Annotated in this window: 18 protein-coding genes; 7 read left to right on the forward strand and 11 right to left on the reverse strand. The window is 67.1% G+C overall.

Features of this window, described 5'->3' with window-relative positions; all coding sequences use genetic code 11:
• Positions 1–25: 25 nt before the first annotated feature.
• The 4 genes from ABIA71_RS12605 to ABIA71_RS12620 are packed head-to-tail and all read left to right on the forward strand — an operon-like array spanning position 26 to position 3,581.
• On the forward strand, positions 26–1,243 hold the full coding sequence (locus tag ABIA71_RS12605; protein WP_354285500.1) for a nucleoside permease: 1,218 nt from the start codon (positions 26–28) through the stop codon (positions 1,241–1,243).
• A 12-nt stretch (positions 1,244–1,255) separates the two neighbouring features.
• Positions 1,256–2,380 (forward strand): Gfo/Idh/MocA family protein, encoded by a 1,125-nt coding sequence (locus tag ABIA71_RS12610; protein WP_354285502.1) that lies wholly within the window; start codon positions 1,256–1,258, stop codon positions 2,378–2,380.
• Between the two features lie 19 nt (positions 2,381–2,399).
• Positions 2,400–3,266, forward strand: a complete 867-nt coding sequence (locus tag ABIA71_RS12615; protein WP_354285504.1) for a sugar phosphate isomerase/epimerase family protein — start codon at positions 2,400–2,402, stop codon at positions 3,264–3,266.
• A gap of 18 nt (positions 3,267–3,284) precedes the next feature.
• Positions 3,285–3,581: a c-type cytochrome gene (locus ABIA71_RS12620; protein WP_141057290.1), complete on the forward strand. Its 297-nt coding sequence runs from the start codon at positions 3,285–3,287 to the stop codon at positions 3,579–3,581.
• Positions 3,582–3,611: 30 nt separating this feature from the next.
• On the opposite strand, the gene ABIA71_RS12625 is transcribed toward ABIA71_RS12620, so the two are convergent.
• The 7 genes from ABIA71_RS12625 to ABIA71_RS12655 all read right to left on the reverse strand — a co-directional run bounded on the left by ABIA71_RS12625 (position 3,612) and on the right by ABIA71_RS12655 (position 10,196).
• Positions 3,612–4,370 carry a 3-keto-disaccharide hydrolase gene (locus ABIA71_RS12625; RefSeq protein WP_354285506.1) on the reverse strand — a complete coding sequence of 253 codons (759 nt, stop codon included), beginning with the start codon at positions 4,368–4,370 and terminating at the stop codon, positions 3,612–3,614.
• Entirely contained in the window at positions 4,370–4,945 is a 576-nt protein-coding gene (locus tag ABIA71_RS12630) for a gluconate 2-dehydrogenase subunit 3 family protein (protein WP_354285508.1), read from the reverse strand. Before ABIA71_RS12630 ends, ABIA71_RS12625 begins: the two co-directional genes overlap by 1 nt.
• Positions 4,945–6,630, reverse strand: a complete 1,686-nt coding sequence (locus ABIA71_RS12635) for a GMC oxidoreductase (RefSeq protein WP_354285510.1) — start codon at positions 6,628–6,630, stop codon at positions 4,945–4,947. The genes ABIA71_RS12630 and ABIA71_RS12635 overlap by 1 nt, the downstream gene beginning before the upstream one ends.
• A 30-nt stretch (positions 6,631–6,660) precedes the next feature.
• Positions 6,661–7,557: a hydroxypyruvate isomerase family protein gene (locus tag ABIA71_RS12640; RefSeq protein ID WP_354285512.1), complete on the reverse strand. Its 897-nt coding sequence runs from the start codon at positions 7,555–7,557 to the stop codon at positions 6,661–6,663.
• A gap of 256 nt (positions 7,558–7,813) precedes the next feature.
• Positions 7,814–8,260, reverse strand: a complete 447-nt coding sequence (locus ABIA71_RS12645; protein WP_354285514.1) for a hypothetical protein — start codon at positions 8,258–8,260, stop codon at positions 7,814–7,816.
• 378 nt (positions 8,261–8,638) lie between these two features.
• The gene (locus ABIA71_RS12650) at positions 8,639–9,205 is read right to left on the reverse strand and encodes a single-stranded DNA-binding protein (protein ID WP_038689838.1); all 567 of its coding nucleotides are present in this window, start codon (positions 9,203–9,205) and stop codon (positions 8,639–8,641) included.
• A gap of 334 nt (positions 9,206–9,539) precedes the next feature.
• On the reverse strand, positions 9,540–10,196 hold the full coding sequence (locus tag ABIA71_RS12655; protein ID WP_354285516.1) for a hypothetical protein: 657 nt from the start codon (positions 10,194–10,196) through the stop codon (positions 9,540–9,542).
• Between the two features lie 216 nt (positions 10,197–10,412).
• Here ABIA71_RS12655 and ABIA71_RS12660 point away from each other — a divergent pair, with 216 nt between their 5' ends.
• Positions 10,413–11,444: a LacI family DNA-binding transcriptional regulator gene (locus ABIA71_RS12660; RefSeq protein ID WP_354285518.1), complete on the forward strand. Its 1,032-nt coding sequence runs from the start codon at positions 10,413–10,415 to the stop codon at positions 11,442–11,444.
• Here ABIA71_RS12660 and ABIA71_RS12665 read toward each other — a convergent pair.
• Positions 11,430–12,806: an alpha/beta hydrolase family protein gene (locus ABIA71_RS12665; RefSeq protein ID WP_354285519.1), complete on the reverse strand. Its 1,377-nt coding sequence runs from the start codon at positions 12,804–12,806 to the stop codon at positions 11,430–11,432. The genes ABIA71_RS12660 and ABIA71_RS12665 overlap by 15 nt on opposite strands.
• Positions 12,807–13,016: 210 nt before the next feature.
• Here ABIA71_RS12665 and ABIA71_RS12670 point away from each other — a divergent pair, with 210 nt between their 5' ends.
• Entirely contained in the window at positions 13,017–13,910 is an 894-nt protein-coding gene (locus tag ABIA71_RS12670; RefSeq protein ID WP_354285521.1) for an ABC transporter ATP-binding protein, read from the forward strand.
• Positions 13,911–13,923: 13 nt separating this feature from the next.
• Complete coding sequence (locus ABIA71_RS12675) at positions 13,924–17,502, forward strand: ABC transporter permease/M1 family aminopeptidase (RefSeq protein WP_354285523.1); 3,579 nt, start codon at positions 13,924–13,926, stop codon at positions 17,500–17,502.
• A gap of 61 nt (positions 17,503–17,563) precedes the next feature.
• Here the strand turns inward: ABIA71_RS12675 and ABIA71_RS12680 are convergent, their stop codons facing one another.
• The 3 genes from ABIA71_RS12680 to ABIA71_RS12690 form a co-directional block, all read right to left on the reverse strand.
• On the reverse strand, positions 17,564–19,609 hold the full coding sequence (locus tag ABIA71_RS12680) for a hybrid sensor histidine kinase/response regulator (RefSeq protein WP_354285525.1): 2,046 nt from the start codon (positions 19,607–19,609) through the stop codon (positions 17,564–17,566).
• The gene (locus tag ABIA71_RS12685; RefSeq protein WP_354285590.1) at positions 19,599–21,110 is read right to left on the reverse strand and encodes a DUF7125 family protein; all 1,512 of its coding nucleotides are present in this window, start codon (positions 21,108–21,110) and stop codon (positions 19,599–19,601) included. Before ABIA71_RS12685 ends, ABIA71_RS12680 begins: the two co-directional genes overlap by 11 nt.
• Before the next feature lie 108 nt (positions 21,111–21,218).
• Entirely contained in the window at positions 21,219–21,599 is a 381-nt protein-coding gene (locus ABIA71_RS12690) for an SseB family protein (protein ID WP_354285527.1), read from the reverse strand.
• Positions 21,600–21,706: the final 107 nt, after the last annotated feature.

A 21,706-nucleotide genomic window follows, 5' to 3' on the forward strand; every position in this document is an offset into this window, starting at 1 on the left:
CCATCACTGCCTGGGAGGGCAAGCCATGACGCACACCATGTCGCGCTTGGGCGCGATGATGTTTCTGCAGTTCTTCATCTGGGGCGCGTGGTTCGTGACCCTGGGGACATACCTGGTGCAGGGGCCGCTGCAGGCCAGCGCGAGCCAGGTGGCGACGGCCTTCCTCAGCCAATCCATCGGCGCCATCGTCGCACCGTTCCTGGTTGGCCTGATTGCCGACCGCTACTTCGCGGCGCAACGCATCCTCGCGGTGCTGCATCTGGCCGGCGCGGTGCTGATGTGGCTGGCGTCCACGGCAACCACGTTCACCATGTTCTTCGCCTGCGTCATGGGCTACATGCTGCTGTTCATGCCGACGCTGGCACTGGCCAACAGCGTGGCGATGCGGCATATGCAATCGCCTGAGAAACAGTTCCCGCTGGTGCGGGTAGCCGGCAGCGTCGGCTGGATCGTGGCGGGCGTGCTGATCGGCTGGCTGGGCTGGGAACAGGCACACCGGCTGGAACTGACGTTCCAGATGGCGGCGATGGCCTCGTTGGCCCTGGGCCTGTATGCGTTCACCCTGCCGCACACACCGCCGCTGGCGCAGCAGCGGGATGCCGGCCTGGGGCAGATCCTGGGGCTGGATTCGCTGCGGCTGCTGAAGTCGCGCGCCTACCTGGTGTTCTTCCTGTCCTCCATCGCCATCTGCGTCCCGCTGGCGTTCTACTACAACTTCACCAACCCCTACCTCAACGATCTGGGCGTGCGCAGCGCCGCCGGCCTGCAATCGCTGGGCCAGGTCTCGGAGGTCCTGCTGATGCTGGCCATGCCCTTCCTGTTCGTGCGGTTGGGGGTCAAGACGATGCTGGCGGTGGGCATGGCCGCGTGGGTGGTGCGTTACGTCATGTTCGCCTTTGGCGATGCGGGCGGTGCCTTCTCCCTGCTGGTGATCGGCATCGTGCTGCACGGCATCTGCTACGACTTCTTCTTCGTCACCGGCCAGATCTACACCGATGCGCATGCCGGCCCCGCCGCGCGCAGCAGCGCGCAGGGCTTCATCACCCTGGCCACCTATGGCGTGGGCATGCTGATCGGCACGTTCCTGTCCGGCGCGGTGGTGGAGCACTACACCACGGCGGCGGGCCCGGACTGGCAGAAGATCTGGCTGTTCCCGGCAGGCGTGGCGCTGGTCGTGTTGATCGCCTTCCTGCTGCTGTTCCGCGACCGCCCGGTGGTCGCGGCCGCACCTTCCACCCGCTGAGGAGCGCACCCGATGCCAAAGCTTGGAATTGCCATCGTCGGTACCGGCATGATCGGCGCTGTACACCACCGCGCGGCGCTGCTGGCCGGTGCGGAGATCCGGGGCGTGGCCGCCTCGTCACCACAGCGCGCACGCGACGTGGCGCAGGCGTGGGGCGTGCCGCGTGCCTATCGGGACATTGACGAGGTGGTCGCCGATCCACAGGTTCAGGTCGTGCACGTCTGCACACCCAATCACCTGCACCGCCCCATGGCGCAGGCGGCGCTGGAAGCGGGCAAGCACGTGATCTGCGAGAAGCCGCTGGCGACGACGCTGGAAGACGCCCAGGCCCTGGCTGCCCTGGCCGCCTCGAACGCGCTGGTCGCCACGGTGCCCTTCGTCTACCGCTACCACCCGGTGATCCGCGAGGCGCGCGCCCGCATCGCGCAGAGCGACCTGGGGCCGCTGCACCTGATCCACGGCAGCTACCTGCAGGATTGGCTGCTGGACCCGGCCAGCAACAACTGGCGCGTGGACCCGGCGCTGGGCGGCGCATCGCGCGTGTTCGCCGACATCGGCTCGCACTGGTGCGACCTGGTGGAATGGGTCAGCGGCGAGCGCTTCGTCGAGGTCAGCGCGGCGTTCGCCACGGTGATCCCCGAACGCAGTACCGACACCGGGCAGAGCTTCACCACGCCACCGGCGGACGGCGCGATGCAGCCGGTAGCGAGCGAGGATGTGGCGGCAGCGATGTTCCGGACCGGCGCCGACACGCTGGCGTCGTTGACGGTCAGCCAGGTATCGGCCGGACGCCACAATCGCCTGTGGTTTGAGATCGATGGCGCCAAAGCCAGCGTGGCCTTCAACCAGGAAGACGCCGAGCGGCTGTGGGTCGGCCTGCCCGACCAGCGCGAGGAAGTCTTCGTGCGTGGGCCGGGCGCCGGCAGTGCCGAACAACGCCGGCTGTCGGTGTTGCCCGCCGGGCATGCGCAGGGTTACGGCCAGTGTTTCGAGGCGTTTGTCGCCGACACCTATCGCGCCATCGAAGGCGAGCAGCCGCAAGGTCTGCCCACCTTCGAAGACGGCGTGCGCTCGGCGCTGATCGTCGACCGCGTCATTGCATCGGCCAGGACACGCGCCTGGACCACCATCGGCTGAATCCCGGGAGACTTTCTTGATGAACACCTCTGTTCGCGGAACTGCAACCCTCGCCCTGCTGCTGCTCGCTGCCCTGCCCGCCTTCGCGCACGACATCGTTACCCCGCAGAAGCCCATCGCGGTGCAGATGTACTCACTGCGCAACGCCGGCTCGCTCGACCAGCAGTTGAAGATCGTCCATGACGCGGGCGTGGGTGCGGTGGAAACGGTGGGCACGCAGGGCGTCAGCGCCCCCGAACTCAAGCAGTTGCTGGACCGATACGCGATCAAGGCGATTTCGTCGCACGTGCCCCTGGCCGAGCTGCGCAAGGACCTGCCCGGCGTGGTGGCCTTCAACCGGTCGATCGGCAACACCACGCTGGTGGTGCCTTACCTGGACGCGAAGGACCGGCCAACCGACGCCGCAGGCTGGACCGCACTGGGCCAGGAACTGGGCCGGATCGCGAAACAGGTACGGGCCGAGGGCATGCACCTGGCCTACCACAATCACGACTTCGAACTGGTCGACTTCAATGGCAGGACCGGCCTGGACCTGCTGTTCGCCGCGGCCGGACCTGAACTGCAGACCGAACTGGATCTTGCCTGGGTAGCACGCGCCGGCTACGACCCGGCGGTGATGCTGGGCAAGTTCCGCGGCCGGCTGTTCGCCGTCCATGCCAAGGACAATGCGCCCAAGGGCCAGGCCGAAGACGAAGGCGGTTTCGCCGCGATCGGTCAGGGCGTGCTCGACTGGAACGCGATCCTGCCGGCGGCGGCGGGTGCCGGTGTGCAGTGGTACATCATCGAACACGACCAACCCCGTGATCCTGCCAAGGTCATCAAGACCGGTGCCGATTACCTGCGCGACCACCTGACCGTCAGCCTGCCCGCCCGCGCACCGCGCTAGCCCGCAAAGGAGCCCTGCTTGAAAACGACCCTGATACTGACGCTGGCCCTTTGGGCGGCAACGCATGCGCCGGCGGCGTGGTCCAAGGACGACCCCGCGGCGGGCGCGAAGCTGTACGCGAGCAACTGCACGGCCTGCCATGGCGCGGATCGTGCGGGCATGCCCGGTGCGTTCCCCGCGCTGACCGATATCGGCAAGCGCATGACGCCGGTGCAGATCAAGGAGAAGATCAGCAAAGGTGGCGGGCTGATGCCGCCCTTCTCCCACCTGTCACAACAGGAGATCGACGACATCAGCAGTTACCTGGCGAAGTAGCAGGCCGGCGCAGGCGCCGGACTGGCGCCGTCAGAGTTCGCGTACCCAGATGTTGCGGTAGCTGACCCTGGCATCGTGTTCCTGCAGGTAGAGCGGCGCGCACCCATGGGGCGCGTACGACGGTGCGCCGATGTACTCGGTCTTGCCCGAGAGAACAGTGTCATCCTGCACCAGGACACCGTTGTGGAGCACGGTAATGCGCGCGGGCGAGATGAGCCCGCCGCCCGGCGAAAAGCGCGGCGCCTTCCAGACGATGTCGTAGGCCTGCCATTGGCCCGGCGGGCGCGAGGCATTCACCCGGGGCATGGCCTGCTTGTAGATCGCGCCGGCCTGGCCGTTGGCGTAGGTCGGGTTGTTGTAGCTGTCCAGCACCTGCAGCTCGTAGAGCTCCTGCAGGAAAATGCCGCTGTTGCCCCGGTTCTGACCGTCAAACCCCTTCGTCTCCGTAGGCGTGCGCCACTCGACATGCAGCTGGATGTCGCAGAACAGCTGCCGGGTGCGGATGCCCTTGCTGCCCGGAACCACCGTGAGTGCGCCCTCGGCCACGCGCCAAGGCACACGCCCGCCCTGCTCCGACTCCCAGGCGGAGACATCCTTGCCATCGAACAGCACGATCGCGTCGGAGGGCGCCTTGCCCGGCGGCGTGGACACCACTGCAGGCACGGGCGTCCACGCCTCGGTCTTCGCTGGATCACGCGCGGGACCGGTGTCGGCCTGCGCAAACACGGACGCCGTGGCCAGCAGGCCAGCGGCGACGTGGAGAGACCTGATCAACGTGCTGCGGTCCATCAGCTGGTCCCCCAGGCAGGCGTGCCAGGCACATAGGCCAGGTCGCCGTCGTAGCGACCCGGTACCGCGACGTAGCGCAGCACCTCGGTCGCACCGACCTTCGACGTGAAGAAGCCGAAGATGGCGAGCTGCTTGATCATCGTGAAGTAATGCGGCATCGGTTCTCCTTCCTCGGCGGTGCCGGTCTCGGTCACCTCGACCGCGTGTTTCCGGGCCTCTGCATCCAGCGCGCGCAGGAGCTCGGTGCGGGCCGGCGGCGCGAGCGAAACGAACCGGCCGCCCGCGCGTTTGTCGATATCGGCCAGGCCGGCGCGGAACGTCGCCTGCTGCCGGGGCGTGTAGCTGTCGGTGACGAACCGCGCCATGAACAGACCGGCACCGGCGTCCTTCGCGCCCGGCGTTGCCGTGCGCGGCAGGATGGTGTCGGCGATCTCATCCAGTGTGCCCACGTCGGCGTCGGAGAAAGGCATCTTCGCCCCTGCGGCGGGCGCCTGCCCCTGGGCGAGCGCGGGCAGGCCGACCATGGCCGCGCCGGTGGCGGCGAGGATCATCTTCAGCAGTTCGCGGCGATCCATCAGAGGTTCCCCGCTTTCAGTTCGCGCACGGCATGGTCCGCAGCCCGCGCCGTCAGCGCCATGTAGGTCAGCGACGGATTCACGCAGGCGCTGGAGGTCATGCAGGCACCGTCGGTCACATAGACGTTGGGCGCATCCCAGACCTGGTTGTGCTGGTTCAGTACGGAGGTTCTGCGGTCACGCCCCATGCGTGCGGTCCCCATTTCGTGGATGCCCTTGCCCGGGGCGTAGTCGTTGTCGTGCATCTCCACGTCTTTCACACCGGCGGCTTCCAGCATCTCGGCGGCATCGGCGGCCATGTCCTTGCGCATGGCCTTCTCGTTGTCGCGCATCGACACGTCCATCGCCAGTACCGGCAGGCCCCACTTGTCCTTGCGCTCAGCGTCCAGACGGATCGTATTGTCGTGGTGCGGCAGCATTTCGCCGAACCCGGTCATGCCGATGCGCCAGTCGCCAGGCAGAGTCAGCGCCTCCTTCAGGTCGGCACCGATGTTCAGTTCGGCGATCTCCCGTGACCACCCGCTGCGGCTGGCGCCGCCCTGGTATCCGAACCCGCGCAGGTAACCACGCTTGTCCGCAGCGACGTTGCGGAAACGGGGGATATAGAAGCCGCAAGGACGGCGGCCGAAGTAATACTTGTCTTCATACCCTTCGACCCGGCCGGAAGCACCCGCGCCGAAATGATGGTCCATCACGTTGTGCCCGAGTTCGCCGGACGAGGAGCCCAGCCCACCGTCCCAGACATCGGTGGCCGAGTTCATCAGCAGCCAGGTCGAATTGAAGGACGACGCATTGAGGAAGATCACCTTGGCCGTGTACTGGTAGGTCTGGCCCGTCTCGGCGTCGATGATCTCCACGCCGCGCGCACGCTTGCGGTCCTTGTCATAGAGCACTTCCTTGACGATCGAAAACGGCCGCATCGTCAGGTTGCCGGTCTTCATGGCCGCCGGCAGCGTCGCCGACTGTGTGGAGAAATAGGCCCCAAAGGGGCAGCCCAGGATGCACTTGTTGCGGTACTGGCAGTTGACCCGGCCCTGTTCGGGCATGGGCTGGGTGATGTTGGCCGTGCGCGAGTGGATCATATGGCGTGTTCCGCCAAAGGCTTTCCGGATCCGCGCGGCCACGTCCTTCTCGACGATGTTCAACGGGATCGGCGGCAGGAACTCGCCATCGGGCAGCACATCCAGCCCCTCGCGGGTGCCGGCGATGCCGGCGAACTTCTCCGCATGGTCGTACCACGGTGCGATGTCGGCATACCGGATCGGCCAATCCGTGGCGATGCCGTCCTTGAGGTTCGCCTCGAAATCCAGGTCGGAGAAGCGATAGCTCTGGCGGCCCCACATCAGTGATCGCCCGCCCACGTGATAGCCGCGGAACCAATCGAATCGCTTGGTCTCGGTATAGGGCGATTCCTTTTCGTTGGCCCACATGCCCTCAAGGTTCTCGGCCAGGCCGTAGTCGCGCATCAACACCGGATAGTCGGCCTTCATCGCCTGGGTGGGCCGGTTGCGGTGCGGGAAATCCCACGCCTCCTTCATCGCGTTGACGTAGTCCTTGACGTGCTCGATGTTGCGTCCGCGTTCCAGCATCAGGACCTTGAGGCCCTTCTCGGTCAGTTCCTTCGCCGCCCAACCGCCGCTGATGCCGGAGCCAACGACGATTGCGTCGTAGTGATTGTCTGCCATGGGTTCTACTTCACCTGGGTGGATAGCGTTTCAGACATCGCAGAGGCGGATCGCCTCGCGCAGCGAGCCGACAGGATCCGGCGCGGCAGGCATGAACTCCTGCGCCAGATACCCATCGAAACCGGTGTCGCGGATCGCGCGACAGATGGCGGGATAGTGGAGCTCCTGCTGGTCGCCGATCTCGTGTCGGCCAGGCACGCCCGCGGTGTGGTAGTGCTTGAAGTACGCGTGATGCCTGCCAATGGTGGCGATGATGTCGCCCTCCATGATCTGCATGTGGTAGATGTCGTACAGCAGGCCGAAATGCTCCGAGCCGAGCCGTCGGCACAGCTCGACGCCCCATGCGGTGTGGTCGCACAGGTAGTCGGGATGATCGACTTTGGAGTTCAACAACTCCATCACCAGCACCACGCCGCGCCGCTCGGCATGCCCGAGGATGCGTTTGAGCCCTGCCTCGGCATGGGCCATGCCCTCGTGGGGGTCCATGCCGTTGCGGTTGCCGGAGAAACAGATGAGGTTGCGATAGCCGGCCTCGGCCACCAGGTCGATATGCCGCGTGTAACGCTCGACCAGCTGATCGTGGAACGCGCGGCCGGCAAAGCCCTGGGTCAGGCCCAGCTCCGCGCCGTTGCACATCGCGCTGTACACGCCATGGGCCTTCAGCGTGGGCCAGTCCTCCGGCCCTACCAGATCGATGGCGGCGAACCCGATGCCTTTCACCGTCTGGCAGAGCTGGGCGATCGATTGCTGCGGGAAGGTCCAGCGGGCGACGGAATGCTTCAGGTTGCCCTTGAGCGGCGCGGCAGCTGCAAACGCGGGCAGAACGCCCGCCGCCCCCAGCCCAACGCTCCCGGCCACCGCCATGCGCAGCGCCTCGCGCCGTGTGAGCCGCGGGCCCGGGCCTGGTCCGATCGAATGGATAGGCATCCACTTTCCGGCCTCCCAACCGGTATCACACGCTGACGATTCGGTTTAATGCAATCGATTGCACCATAGAGGAGCGGGTCTTTTTTTTGCAAGACGCAGTGCACTAAAAACCATGCTGCGGAGCACCATGCCCATGGACACCGTCGGCTCGACACTGGGGCCTACGTCGGTATCGTCGGGCGCTGGGAGAAGCCGACCAACGGTCGGCTCTACGGGTGTGCGAACAGGCACGTCGGTGCTTCGCATGCCCTTCGCGCTACTGTTCGGCCTCCATGGCCCGAGTTCCCTCGCGAATGAGCTTCTGTGCCGACGGATTGGCGTTGCTTGCGTTCGAACGCCTAGCCGCCGCCAAGGCATCGACCACCATCGCACGTCGCTTCGCCGGGTCGTTCTCTCGCCTCGCGGCGGTCAATGTGCTCGCCGCGTAGTAATTCAGTTGCTGCCAATCGCCACGCTCCCGCGCCACTGCCTTCCACTTCGCGGCATCCTCGTCACTCCCCGAAAGGGCCTCGTAATGGTCGATCAGCCGCTTCACGGCTGCGACATCCCCTTGGTTGGCGGCCAGCTCGACGGTCGCTCGCTCCTCGTCAGGAATCACGAAAGCATCGCTCGGACTTCGTTGTTCACTGGCGTTCGGGCCGCGCGGCTCGCCGCTGCAACCGGCCGTCGCAATGGCGACAACGACAAGGGTGACCACGGACATTCCTGGTTTCATCGGGGCTCCGGCGATTTCAGCTGGAAGGGAGAATACTGACCAGGGTTGGCGTAGTCGGGGTTTTTGCCGCCCCCGCCAATGCTGGGGATAGGTCCAGTCACACCTCAGGCCGCATCGAGCATCCCGGGACGGTCCGGATCTGCCCTTGCCCCGCCGTGAATAATGGGATCAACGTACCCCGTGATCCGGATCTCCCTGGAGAGGCCCAACGGGTCCCGGAAGCTGAGTGGATTGCCGTCTACGCATCCGTAAGTCATGTATGCATGACCATGCCTGACCTTCTTTCCAGGCAAGAAAGCACAAAAAAAGGAGCCCCACGAATGGGGCTCCTGTCGGATCTTTATCGACGCTTACAGCCACGTGTTCTTAGAACGGGATGTCGTCATCGGCGAAGTCGTCCATCGGCGGGGCCGGCTGCTGCGGCTGCTGCTGCGGGCGCTGCTGGCCGTAACCACCGCCCTGCCCGCCCTGGCGCTGACCGCCGCCACCACCACCACCGCCGTATTCCTGGCGCGGGGCCTGCTGGCGCTGCGGGCGCTCGCCGCCGCCGTAGTTGCCACCAGCACCGGCGCCTGCACCGCCGCCACCGCCGCCTTCACCACGGCCGCCCAGCATCTGCATTTCGTCAGCGATGATGTCGGTGGAGTACTTCTCCACGCCGTCCTGGCCGGTGTACTTGTCGTACCGCAGGCTGCCTTCGACGTAGACCGAGCTGCCCTTGCGCAGGTATTCGCCGGCGATTTCACCGAGCTTGCCGAAGAACACCACGCGGTGCCATTCGGTACGCTCCTGCTGGTTGCCATCCTTGTCCTTGCGGACGCTGGTGGTGGCCAGGCTGATGCGGGTGATCGCCATGCCGCCTTGGGTGTACTTCACGTCCGGGTCGTTGCCGAGGTTGCCGACCAGGATGACTTTATTGATGCCGCGCGCCATAGGGTTGCTCTTCCGTTGTCCGAGGGCCGCCTGGTGTCATCGCACAAGCGGATCGATGCCGGGATGCGGCGGCCCTGCGGGGGGTGATTCGTTGGGTACTTGGCCGCCATGGTACCACTGGAACCGGCCTTGACCGCCCGCCGGGCGCGACAACGAAAAGTTCGATGGAGGGCGCCAGAATGCAAGCAGACGTCAATGATGACGGCCCACGACGCCCCAAGGCCGACTCTGCGAATGGGGCCCCAGCCCCCTTCCGGCGGGCTGGGAACCCGGGCGTTCAGGGCAGCCTTCCCCGCCCGCCGGTGCGGCGGGATGGCGCCGTCTGCCACCATGTTCAGAACTCCGGGGGGCCGATGCTGATCATTTCCATGCACTGCTGCCGGTGACCGTTCACAGTACTGGTGTATGTCCTTACCGTCAGGTTGACGTTTCTTCCTTCGAGGTACCAGGTCTCGGGCAGCAGGCCCCGAACGGGAACGCCCGTCAGCCCGATCGAGGTCAGCTTGCGTGCAAAAGGGCCGGCAGGAAACGTACACACGCTGGCAGGATCGCTGACATAGGTGTCCAGGCGTGTCTGATGGCCGCCATGGCGAACGTCCGAGTACACCCAGAAGGACCACCCGTCCCTGGTTTCTCCCCCGCCCTTTACTGCGGTGGCCGAATCACCTTCCCGGACCAGCTCGACCCCGATGGCCTGCGCCATCGTCTGCGGCGGAATGCCCGTCCATCCCTTGCCCCCTTGGCCAGACAGCAGGGTGAGGATGCGTCCTTCAAGATCGGCGGCACTCACCACCGACGGTGGATGAGCGCCCAGGGGCCCAGAGGCCAGCGCCGCTGCGACGGTGAGCGTGGGAATCAGCAATGAAACGCCGCGGGAAATTCGCAGGTGTCGATGCCGCGTCATCGCGGCGTGCCGGCAGGCCTCAACGGCCCCTTGCTGAACCGCTGGACGATCCAGTATCTGCTGTAACAGTACGCCTGCTTCAGCCATGGCCCCGCTCCTGCAGATCGATCCCGGATCCGTCGCGTGCCACTGCCCTGTCCCGTCGTGTCGGCCCTTGTGGCGCAACTCTATCGCCCGCCCGCGCCGCCTGTCCATCGCAAAAAGCGCGTCAGTGCGGGTGGCACGCGCCAGGCCCGCCAGCCCGGCGGCGCCCTGCCGTGCCGCATGGCATCATGCAGGTCGTCGTCCCCGCCGTACCCAGCAATGACCATCCGCGGTAAAGCCACCTCCCTGGACATCGCCCACCTGGCCGGGGTATCGCAACCGACCGTCTCGCGCGCCCTGCGCGGCAGCCCGATGGTCAACCCGGAAACCCGCGAGCGCATCCTGCGCATCGCCCGGGAGCTGAACTACAAGGTCGACAAGAACGCCTCCAGCCTGCGCCTGCGCAATGCCGGCACCCTGGCCCTGCTGTTCTTCGAAGACCCCACCAACGACGACTCGCTGATCAACCCGTTCTTCCACGCCATGCTGGGCTCGATCACCCGCGCCTGCGCGCTGCGCGGCTACGACTTGCTGGTGTCCTTCCAGCAGCTGTCCACCGACTGGCAGGCCGACTACGAAGACAGCAACAAGGCCGACGGCATCATCCTGCTCGGCTATGGCGACTACCACGAGTCGCGCGAGCGGCTGCAGCGGCTGGTTGAACAGGGCACCCACTTCGTGCGCTGGGGCGCGGCCCTGCCCGACCAGCCCGGGGTCTCGATCGGCAGCGACAATTTCCAGGGCGGATTCGACATCACCGCCCACCTGCTCGACCAGGGCTGCCAGCGGATCGCCTTCATCGGCCACGCGTCCAGCCACTACCCCGAGTTCGAGGAGCGCTACCGCGGCCACGTGGCGGCGATGGCGGCACGCGGCATCGACGCCGAACCGGGCCTGCAGCACGACGCGATCACCACCGAGCAGGACGGGTTCGATGCCTGCCAGGCGTTGCTGGCACGCGGCGAGACGCTGGATGGCGTGTTCGCGGCCAGCGACCTGATCGCCATCGGCGCCATGCGGGCGTTGCGCGAGCACGGGCTGCGCGTGCCGGAGGATGTGGCCCTGGCCGGCTTCGACGATATCCCGCTGGCCGCATCGGTGTCGCCGTCGCTCACCACCGTGCAGCAGGACACCAAACAGGCCGGGCAGCTGCTGGTGGAAAAGCTGCTGGCGCTGATCAGCGGCGCGCCGGTGGACGGGCAGACCATTCCGGTGAAGCAGGTGCTGCGCGAGTCGTCACGGCGACGTTGAGCGCGGCCCCGCCTCCACCCGTGCCGCACCGTAGGACGCCGCCAACGGCCGCGCCAGGATGAAGTCCTGCATCAGGCGCAGGTAGCCGTCCGGCTGGCGGGTGGAGACGCGCTCGCCGGCCGCGTCGTGTTCGAACGCGTACATGCCGTGGTCGGCATCGGGAAACACCGCAGTGCGGATCGGGCGGCCCTCGCCTTGCAGGTGGGCCAGCCGGCGCAGGGTTTGCCCCGGCGGCGCATCGCGATCCTGCCCGGCCAGCAGCCACAGCTGCGGCACGTCCAGGTGCTCCAGCACCGGCAGCGGGTCGTAGTCGGCCGGCATGCCCTCGAGCAGGCGCGGGCCGTCGACGCGCACTGTCGCTTCCGGGGTCGCCAGCAGGTAGCCACTGATGTTGCCGCGCACCGCCTTGAACCACGGCAGGCGGCCGTAACGGGCTTTGACGGACGCCAACTGCGTGAAGCCGTCGGTGAAGCCGCTGCCGACAATGGCCGCCGACGCGTCGGCCACCTCCATCGCCTTGGCGGTGTCGTCGGCGCCCACGCCTGCGCGCGCCATGTCATAGGCGATGGCTTCGCGATCTTCCTCCAGCGGCGATACCGCCAGCCCGAAACTGACGATGACGAAGTCGACCGGTTCGATGCGCGCGGCCAGCGGCGCCACCCACCCGCCCTGGCTGCCACCCTGGTAACCGAGCCGGCCGCCCCGCGCACCCGCCAGGCGGCGGGCCTGGCGCGCGGCGTGGATGGCGTCGTTGGCCAGGGTCAGGTAGTTCTGGGTGTAGCGCCCGCCCGAATCACCGGTACCGCGCTTGTCGTAGGCGAACACGCCGATCCCGGCGGCGGCGAATTCGCGTTGCAGCGAATAGGTCGGCAGCGCGGCATCGTGCTCGGCGCCGTGCACCAGCACCACGATCGGCACCGGGCCGGTGCCCGGTGGCAAGGTCAGCCGCCCGGCCAGCGTGACGCTGCCGGACACGAAGCGGGTGTCGGTCTGCACCAGTGCGATGCGCTCGCCACGCTGGCCATCGAAGCGGATGGCCGTGCTGCCGCACGCAGGCAACTCGACCGTATGGCCATCGGCGCGGTCGGTCCAGCCCAGCGTACTGCCCCAGCGACGATTTCCGTGCGCCTGCAGCCGCCCGGTGCGCCCGTTCGGGAGTCGCCAGCGCAGTTGTCCAGCGACTGCCGCGGGCCCGATGTCCAGGCTGCCGCCATCGGCCATGCGGTAGCTGCCCAGCGCGCACTGCGCGGCGGTGGCGACCTCGGGCGCGGGCGCAGCGCTGGCCAGTACGCTGCTGGTCAGCAGCGCGGACAACGCGCCGCCGCGCAGGGCCATGCGGGTCAGGCGGAGGTGGATGGGCATGGCACGCTCCTGCGGTGGATGACCCAGCCTGCCTGCCCGCCTTGCCAGGCGCCAGCGCGGCGCGATGAAACCGGCCTGGCCGCGATGAAGCGCATCGGCCCGGGAGCGAATGCGCCCCGCTGGCGGACCGTACCCATGACTTACGGCGGATGTGGCCGGGCGGCTTTGCCGGGATAAGTCGTTCACCATTCAGGGGAAGGTGTCCGACGCATGCTTGAGATCCGCTCGCTGTCCAAGACCTACGCCAACGGCGTGCACGCACTCAACGGCGTCACCCTCGACATTCCGCGCGGCATGTTCGGGCTGCTCGGCCCCAACGGCGCGGGCAAGTCGTCGTTGATGCGCACGCTGTCCACGCTGCAGGAAGCCGACAGCGGCAGCGTGACCCTGGAGATTCCCGGCGAGCCGGTCATCGACGTGCTGCGCGACAAGGACGCGGTGCGCCGCCGGCTGGGCTACCTGCCGCAGGATTTCGGGGTGTACCCCAAGGTCAGTGCATTGGATCTGCTGGACCACTTCGCCGTGCTCAAGGGCATCACCCACAAGGCGCAGCGCCGCGAGGTGGTGGACGGGCTGCTGCAGCAGGTGAATCTGTGGGATGCCCGCAAGCGCAAGCTGGGCACCTATTCGGGCGGCATGCGCCAGCGCTTCGGCATCGCCCAGGCCTTGCTGGGCGACCCGCGGCTGGTCATCGTCGATGAGCCGACCGCCGGCCTGGACCCCGAAGAACGCAACCGGTTCTTGAACCTGCTGGCGGCCATCGGCGAGAACGTGGCGGTGATCCTGTCCACCCATATCGTCGAAGACGTCACCGACCTGTGCCCGAGCATGGCCATCATGAACAAGGGCCAGGTGCTGCTGACCGGCAAGCCGAGCGATGCCATCGACGCGCTGCAGCAGCAGGTCTGGCGCAAGCAGGTGGACAGTGCCGAACTGGCCACCTACGAAGCCAACCATGTGGTGCTGTCCACCCGTCTGGTGGGCGGCCGCCCGGTGATTCACGTGCACAGCGCCAGCGATCCCGGTGACGGGTTCCAGCCGGTGGCCCCGGACCTCGAGGATGTGTATTTCCAGCGACTGCGCCTGCAGTCGCGGGCCGCCTGACCGGAGCGCGCCCATGATCACTGCCTTCTTCCGCTTCGAGCTGCGCGAGCAGCTCCGTTCCCCGCTGCTGTGGCTGCTGTCGGTGCTGTTTGCCGCGCTGGCCTTCGCCGCGGCCTCCAGCGATGCCGTGCAGATCGGCGGGGGTGCCGGCAACGTGCACAGCAACGCCCCGATCGTGATTGCCCGCTTCATGGGCATCTTCACCATGATGGGCATGCTGGTGTCCGCGCTGCTGGTGAGCAACGCCCTGCTGCGCGACTTCGAGCTGGGCACCGCCGAGCTGATCTTCGCCAGCCCGATCAAACGCCGCGACTACCTGGCCGGGCGCATCCTGGCCGCGCTGTGCGCCGGCCTGCTGTTCTACGTGATCATCGCGCTGGGCCTGCTGCTGGCCCCGTTGATGCCGTGGGTGGACCCGGCGCGCTTGGGGCCCACCTCGCTGCGCGCCTACGCGTGGACGTTCGCGGTGATCGTGCTGCCCAACCTGGTGTTCACCACTGCGTTGCTGGCGATGCTGGCCGCGCTGACCCGCTCGATCCTGTGGGTCTACATCGGGCTGGTGGGCTACTTCGTGCTGTACGGGGTGAGTGCCTCGCTGCTGCGCGACATCGACAACACCTGGATCGCCACGCTGGCCGAACCGCTGGGCATGCGTGCGCTGGGCCGCACGGTGCGCTACTGGGCGACCGAGCAGAGCAACACCCAGCTGCCGCAGCTGGCCGGCTACGTGCTGGCCAACCGCGTCCTGTGGCTCGGGGTGGCGGCGGCGCTGTTCGCGGCGACCTTTGCGCTGTTCCGCACCGAGCGCAGCGGCAGTGGGCGCCGGCGCTGGGGCCGCAAGCCGGCGGCGCCTGCTGCGGCCGCCACGCGTCCCACGCAGCTCACCGTGCCTCGCATCCACCCGGCGTTCGGCGCCGCGACCGGCTGGCGGCAGTACCTGCGCCAGGTCCGCTTCGACACCGCCGGCGTGCTGCGCAGCGTGCCGTTCCTGGTGCTGCTGGTGCTGGGCCTGGCCAACTTCATCCCGGGCGCGTTGTCGCAGGAGACGCTGTACGGCACGCCGATCTACCCGGTGACCGCCGAAATGCTCGGCGCGCTGCAGGGCGCCTACAGCTGGCTGCTGGTGATCATCGTGCTGTTCTACGCGGGCGAGCTGGTGTGGAAGGAGCGCACCGCACGGCTCAATGAAGTCAACGACGCCATGCCGGTGCCCAACTGGGTTCCGCTGCTGGCCAAGTTCAGCGTGCTGGTGATGGTGATCGTGTGCTTCCAGGCGATCGGCGCGCTGGCCTCGATGGCGCTGCAGCTGGGCAAGGGTTACACCCATCTCGAACCGTTGGTGTACCTCCAAACGCTGGCGCTGGGCTCGGTGTTCTACGTGCTGATGGGCGGCATGGCGCTGGTGCTGCAGGTACTGACCAACAACAAATTCCTCGGCTATGCGCTGCTGATCGTGGTGATGATCGGCCAGGTGGCGCTGGGGCTGCTGGACTACACCCAGAACCTCTACAACTTCGGCAACTGGCCCAACGCGCCGTATTCGGACATGAACGGCTTCGGCCACTTCCTGACCGGGCAGCTGGCCTTCCAGGGCTACTGGGGGCTGTTGCTGGTGGCGCTGCTGTGCCTGGCGTCGGCGTTCTGGGTACGCGGAGTGGGCATGGGCCTGCGCCAGCGTCTCGCCCTGGCCGGTCGCCGCCTGCGCGGCCCCGCCGGTGTGGGCGCCGTGGCGGCCTTGCTGGCGTTCGTCGCGGTGGGCGGCTGGCTGTACTGGAACACCAACATCCGCAATCCGTTCCTCTCTCCGGACCAGCAGCGCGACCTGCAGGTGCGCTACGAGCGCGAGCTGTCCAAGTACCGCCACCTGCCCCAACCGCGCATCACCGCGGTGGACAACCGCGTGGACCTGCACCCGGAGACCCAGTCGGTCACCATCGACGCCGACTGGACGGTGCGCAACACCCACGCCACGCCGATCACCGACATCCATATTGCGATGGGCGATGACCGCCAGCTGGTGGCGGTGGACCTGGGCGGGCAGACGCTGGCCTTCCACGACGTGGACCTGGGCTACCGCATCTACCGCCTGGCAACGCCGCTGCAGCCGGGTGAAGAACGCCGCGTGCACTTCCGCGTGGACCAGCACCCCAACGGCATCACCGCCGGCCAGGCGCCGAGCAACCTGGTGGCCAACGGCAGCTTCTTCAACAGCCGCATGCTGCCCTCGTTCGGCTACGACGAAGGCAACGAGCTGGAGGATCGCAACGAACGCCGCAAGCGCGGGCTGGGCGAGCCGACCCGCATGCCCAAGCTGGAGGATGAGGCTGCGCGCGCCAACACCTATATCTCCGATGACGCCGACTGGCTCGACTTCCGCACCACCATCTGCACCGCGCCGGACCAGATCGCACTGGCGCCCGGCTACCTGCAGGAGGAGAAGACGGTGGATGGGCGGCGCTGCTTCCGCTATGCCATGGACCGGCCGATGCTCAACTTCTACGCCTACCTGTCCGCGCGTTGGGAGGTCAAGCGCGGCATGTACAAGGACATCCCGATCGAGGTGTACTACGACCCCCGCCACGGCTACAACGTGGACCGGATGATCGAGGCGGTGCAGAAGTCGCTGGCGTACTACGAGGCCAACTTCACCCCGTACCAGCACCGCCAGGTGCGCATCATCGAGTTCCCCGGCTACCAGAGCTTCGCGCAGTCCTTCGCCAACACCATCCCCTACTCCGAGTCGATCGGCTTCATCGCCGACCTGCGCGACCCGGACAAGATCGACTACGTGTTCTACGTGACCGCGCACGAGATCGCGCACCAGTGGTGGGCGCACCAGGTGATCGGCGCCAATGTGCAGGGTGCCACGGTGCTGTCCGAGTCGCTGTCGCAGTACTCGGCGCTGATGGTGATGGAGAAGACGTACGGCCGCGCGCACATGCGCCAGTTCCTCAAGACCGAGCTGGACCGCTACCTGGCCGGGCGCGGCGGCGAGCGCATCGAGGAGCTGCCGCTGGAGCGGGTGGAGAACCAGCAGTACATCCACTACGAGAAGGGCTCGCTGGTGTTCTACCGCCTGCGCGAGGAGATCGGCGAGGCCGCGCTCAACCGCGCGCTCAAGCGCTTCCTGCAGGACAAGGGCTACCAGCAGCCGCCCTACACCACCTCACGCGAGCTGTTGGGCTACATCCGCGCCGAGACCCCGGCCGACCGCCAGCAGGTGGTCACCGACCTGTTCGAGAAGATCACCCTGTACGACAACCGGCTGCTGGACGCCAAGGCGCGCAAGCGTGCCGATGGTACCTACGAGGTCACCCTGACGCTGCACGCCGAGAAGCGCTACGCCGACGGCGGCGGCAAGGAGACCGCCGGCAGGATGGACGACTGGATCGAGGTGGGCGTGTTCGCCAACGCCCCCTCGGGCAAGGAGCGCGACCAGAAGGTGCTGTACCTGCAACGCCACCACATTACCGAGGCGGCGCCGACGGTCACCGTGGTGGTGGACGGCAAGCCGGACGAGGCCGGGTTTGATCCGTACAACAAGTTGATCGACCGGGTCAGCGACGACAACCGGCGCAAGGTCAGCCTGTAGCGCCGGGTTCTACCCGGCTGTCGGGTACAGCGGCAATGGAGCAGCGGGGCAACGCCCCGCTCTACGCGAGGGATTGCCTTACTGCCGCACTGAACTCATCGAGCAGGAAGGGTTTGGCGATCATCGCCATGCCCGCTTCCAGGAACGCCGCGCGCTCCTGCGCCTTTTCCGCATAGCCGGTCATGAACAAGATCGGCAACACCGGGCGCGACTGTCGCGCGATCTCGGCCAGCTGGCGGCCGTTAAGCCCAGGCAGCCCGACGTCGGTAATGAGCAGGTCGATGCCGCGCGCGGACTGCAGGATCGGGATCGCGCCATTGGCATCGCCCACCACCTCCACCTGATAGCCGAGGTCCTCCAGCACCACCGTCACCAGCATGCGCACCTGTTCGTCGTCTTCGACCACCAGGATGGACTGGCCGGCGCCCAGCGAGACCTCGGCCGCACTGACGACCGCGTCCGGCTCCGCCGCAGGCTCGGCCAGCGGGATATACAGCGAAATGGTGGTGCCCTGGCCGGGCACCGAGTCGATGGCGATGTGGCCACCGGACTGCTGCATGAAGCCATACACCATCGACATGCCCAGGCCGGTGCCCTTGCCGATCGGCTTGGTGGTGAAGAACGGCTCGAACGCGCGCTCCACCACCTCCGGCGGCATGCCGGTGCCGGTGTCGGCCACCCCGACCACGGCGTAGACGCCGGCGGGTATCGTGGCCGACACCCCCTCGCCGACCCGCACCAGCGACGTGCTGAGTTCCAGCTGGCCGCCATTGGGCATCGCATCGCGTGCATTGATTGCCAGGTTCAGCACCGCGCTTTCGAACTGGTTGGTGTCCAGCGCGGCATGCAGCGGATCGGCCGCCAACCGGGTCTGGATGTGCACCGTTTCGCCCAGCGTGCTGCGTAGCAGGTGCTGCAGCGAACCTACCAGTTCATTGAGCTCCACCGGCTTGGAATCCAGCGACTGCCGGCGTGAGAACGCCAACAGGCGCTGGGTGAGGCTGGCCGCACGCTGGCTGGACGCAGTGGCGGTATCCAGGAAGCGTTCCAGGTCGTCGTAGCGGCCCTTTTCAAGCCGCAGCCGCACGATGTCCAGCGCCGACAGGATGCCGGTGAGCATGTTGTTGAAATCGTGCGCGATACCACCGGTGAGCTGGCCGATGGCCTCCATCTTCTGCGACTGGCGCAGTGCCGCCTCGCTGGCTTCGCGCGCGGCCATCTGCGCTTCCAGCTCGCGGGTGCGCTGGGCCACCATCACCTCCAGCTGCTGGGCGTGTTGCCGGCTGACCTCCAACGCCACCTTGGACGCGGTGATGTCGGTGACGAACACATGGAAGCCGTCGGGGCTGCCATCGGCGCCGAAGCGGGGCGAGTAGCGCACCTCCACATCGCGGCGGCGCCCATCCCGGCGCGGCCAGCTGGTCTCGAACAGCGACTCGCGCCCGGCCAGGGCGCGCGCCATCGCCGGCTTGCGCGACTCCCACGCCTCGGCACCGATCACCGCGCTGACGTGCTGGCCGATGACGTTGCCGACCGGCAGGTCGAACCACGCCTCGTAGGCTTTGTTGGCAAACCGGTAGTGCATCGAGCGGTCGACGAAGGCGATCAGCACCGGCATGGCGTCGGCGATCAGGCGCAGCTCGGCTTCGCTGCGGACCAGCGCCACGCGGCTGTCGGCGAGCGCCTGCATCTGGTCGCGCACCACGTACTGCTTCTCGCGCGCACGCAGCGCACCCTGCACGGCACTGAGCAGCGAGATGCTGCCCAGCGGGCGGTCCAGCTCGACCACGTTGAGCGCGCGCGGCAGCAGCCCTTCGGCGGGCGAGCGGCGGTGGGCGCGCGGCGAACGCAGCAGGATGAACGGCAGATCGGACCAAGTGGGTTGCCCGGCCAGCGCCGCCAGCAACTCGTCGGTGCCGCTGGCAACCGCTTCTTCGGTCACCAGGACCGCGCCGGCGTGCGCATCGAGCACGTCGGCCAATATGGCAAGGCTGGGCGAAACGGCGGTACTCAGCCCCGCGCTGCGCAGCACCGCGGCGATGCTGTCGGCATCGCGCCCGAACGGCGCAACGATGTGCACCACACCCGCACCGCCGTCATCCGGCATAGGGATGGCCCAGGAGCGCTGCGCTGTCGCCCACGAATTCGGGAGTACCGGTCAGGATCCCCTTGAACTCCTTCAGCGGGCCGCTCAGCGACAGCCCGCGGCCGTCGATCTTGAGCTCGCGGATGGTGTCCTCGTGCGCACCCCCGCGGTTCTTTATCACCGAGATCGCCTTGCGGATCCGTCCCTGCGCTTCAAAGAAGCGGAACAGGATCACCGCATCGGCAATGTAGGACACGTTGAGATTGCCCGTGGACATGGTGCCCACCAGACCGTGCTGCGGGTTGACCAGGAACGTGACCACGCCCTTCTGGTTGAGGTAGGACAACATCTCGTGCAGCTGCAGCATGAGCTGCTTTTCCTGCGGCATGGCCGCCACGTAGCCGTTGAGGCTGTCGATCATCAGCACGCTGCAACCGCGCTCCTCGACCGCCCGCTGGATGTTCCAGGAAAACTCACCGGGCGAGATGTCGGCCGGGTCCATCTGCATGATTTCCAGCTGGCCCGACTCCAGGTGGCGGTGCAGGTCGATGTCCAGCGCCCTGGCCCGCGCCAGCAGCGTACCCACGCGCTCGTCGAACTCGAAGATGCAGCAGCGTTCGCCCCGCTCGCAGGCGGCCCAGATGTACTGCAGCGCCACGTTGGTCTTGCCGCTGCCGGCCGGGCCGGTCAACAGCGTGCAGGTGCCACGCAGGGGACCGCCGCCGAGCAGGTTGTCGATCTCGTCCACGCCACTGCCGATCGGGGTGCCGTGGAACTGGTCGTGGTGCTGATTGGCGATCAGGCGCGGGAACACGTCCAGGCCACCGGCACGGATCACCATGTCGTGGTAACCGGCCACGAAGTCCACGCCGCGCAGCTTCTGCACCTGCAGCCGCCGCCGGGCGGGGCCGAAGTCCAGGGTCAGCCGTTCCAGCGACACCACGCCATGGCACAGGCTGTGCAGCTGCCCGTCGCGGTCTTCCGCGGTGGAGGTGAGGTCATCGACCAGGAACACGGTGGTGCTCTTGGGCGCGAAGAACTGTTTCAGCGCCAGGATCTGGCGACGGTAGCGCAGCGAATCCTGGGCCAGCAGGCGCAGCTCGGAGAGCGAGTCGAACACCACCCGGCTGGGCCCGATGCGGTCCACTTCGCCCAGGATCAGGTTGACCGTTTCATCCAGCTCCACTTCCCACGAATGCAGCACCGACTGCAGCCGACCGTTGCCCAGCGCGTCCTCGGCCGAGCCCAGTTCGAACAGGTGCAGCCCGTCCAGCGACCAGCCGTGCGCACTGGCGACTTCGCGCAGTTCTTCGGCGGTCTCGGACAGGGTGATGTACAGGCAGCGCTCGCCCTGCTTGAGCCCCTGCAGCAGGAACTGCAGCGACAGCGTGGTCTTGCCCGACCCGGGCGGGCCTTCCAGCAGGTACAGCCGCCCTTGCGGGAAGCCGCCGCGGAGGATCTGATCCAGGCCCTGGATGCCGGTGGTGACGCGGGAGATTTGTGTCTGCATAGATTCGCCAATTTCGACGCGGCGAGTCTAGCAACGGGTTCTGTGTAGAAATTGTGTGACCGGCGCCTCGCGACGAGGACCGATTAAGTAATGTCGATGCCGCGTAAAACCAGCCGTCGATCAAGCAAAATCCTTCAGAATCTCACCGATCCCCGCCGCCGACAGCTCCAGCCCCAGCCGCGTGCCCGGGTTGACCACCACCCCGTACCCGCCGGGTACGCGCTTGAGCACCTCGATCATCTGCATGCGGATCGTATGCGGCGCCTGCTGGCTGTGGAAACCCACGCGCGCCATGTCGGTGAACACGGCCACGTGCAGCACGCCCTGCTTGTCGAACAGCAGCGGGTCAAATCCGCTGCCGTCCGGAGTGACCAGGCTGCCGGTGAGCAGCACCACCTCGGAGGCCACGAAGGCCTTCATGAACAACCCGATCGGCAACTGGCCGTCCATCGCGGACTGCAGCAGGGTTTCGATCGGCGTTTGCGGGGGCAGTTCGGTCATGGGGAGCATGTCGGGACGTGGCGGGCCGGAATTGTACCGGTAGTGCCGGCCGCTGGCCGGCATCACGACTGCGCCACAGCGTCCCGGAAGCCGGCCAGCGGCCGGCA

Source organism: Stenotrophomonas sp. 2619 (assembly GCF_040548725.1).
GTDB lineage: Bacteria > Pseudomonadota > Gammaproteobacteria > Xanthomonadales > Xanthomonadaceae > Stenotrophomonas > Stenotrophomonas maltophilia_AP.

Coding starts and splice junctions, on each gene's coding strand:
- ABIA71_RS12605 (WP_354285500.1), top strand. CDS start 26: ATGACGCACACCATGTCGCGCTTGGGCGCGATGATGTTTCTGCAGTTC.
- ABIA71_RS12610 (WP_354285502.1), top strand. CDS start 1,256: ATGCCAAAGCTTGGAATTGCCATCGTCGGTACCGGCATGATCGGCGCT.
- ABIA71_RS12615 (WP_354285504.1), top strand. CDS start 2,400: ATGAACACCTCTGTTCGCGGAACTGCAACCCTCGCCCTGCTGCTGCTC.
- ABIA71_RS12625 (WP_354285506.1), bottom strand. CDS start 4,370: ATGGACCGCAGCACGTTGATCAGGTCTCTCCACGTCGCCGCTGGCCTG.
- ABIA71_RS12630 (WP_354285508.1), bottom strand. CDS start 4,945: ATGGATCGCCGCGAACTGCTGAAGATGATCCTCGCCGCCACCGGCGCG.
- ABIA71_RS12635 (WP_354285510.1), bottom strand. CDS start 6,630: ATGGCAGACAATCACTACGACGCAATCGTCGTTGGCTCCGGCATCAGC.
- ABIA71_RS12640 (WP_354285512.1), bottom strand. CDS start 7,557: ATGCCTATCCATTCGATCGGACCAGGCCCGGGCCCGCGGCTCACACGG.
- ABIA71_RS12645 (WP_354285514.1), bottom strand. CDS start 8,260: ATGTCCGTGGTCACCCTTGTCGTTGTCGCCATTGCGACGGCCGGTTGC.
- ABIA71_RS12650 (WP_038689838.1), bottom strand. CDS start 9,205: ATGGCGCGCGGCATCAATAAAGTCATCCTGGTCGGCAACCTCGGCAAC.
- ABIA71_RS12655 (WP_354285516.1), bottom strand. CDS start 10,196: ATGGCTGAAGCAGGCGTACTGTTACAGCAGATACTGGATCGTCCAGCG.
- ABIA71_RS12660 (WP_354285518.1), top strand. CDS start 10,413: ATGACCATCCGCGGTAAAGCCACCTCCCTGGACATCGCCCACCTGGCC.
- ABIA71_RS12665 (WP_354285519.1), bottom strand. CDS start 12,806: ATGCCCATCCACCTCCGCCTGACCCGCATGGCCCTGCGCGGCGGCGCG.
- ABIA71_RS12670 (WP_354285521.1), top strand. CDS start 13,017: ATGCTTGAGATCCGCTCGCTGTCCAAGACCTACGCCAACGGCGTGCAC.
- ABIA71_RS12675 (WP_354285523.1), top strand. CDS start 13,924: ATGATCACTGCCTTCTTCCGCTTCGAGCTGCGCGAGCAGCTCCGTTCC.
- ABIA71_RS12680 (WP_354285525.1), bottom strand. CDS start 19,609: ATGCCGGATGACGGCGGTGCGGGTGTGGTGCACATCGTTGCGCCGTTC.
- ABIA71_RS12690 (WP_354285527.1), bottom strand. CDS start 21,599: ATGACCGAACTGCCCCCGCAAACGCCGATCGAAACCCTGCTGCAGTCC.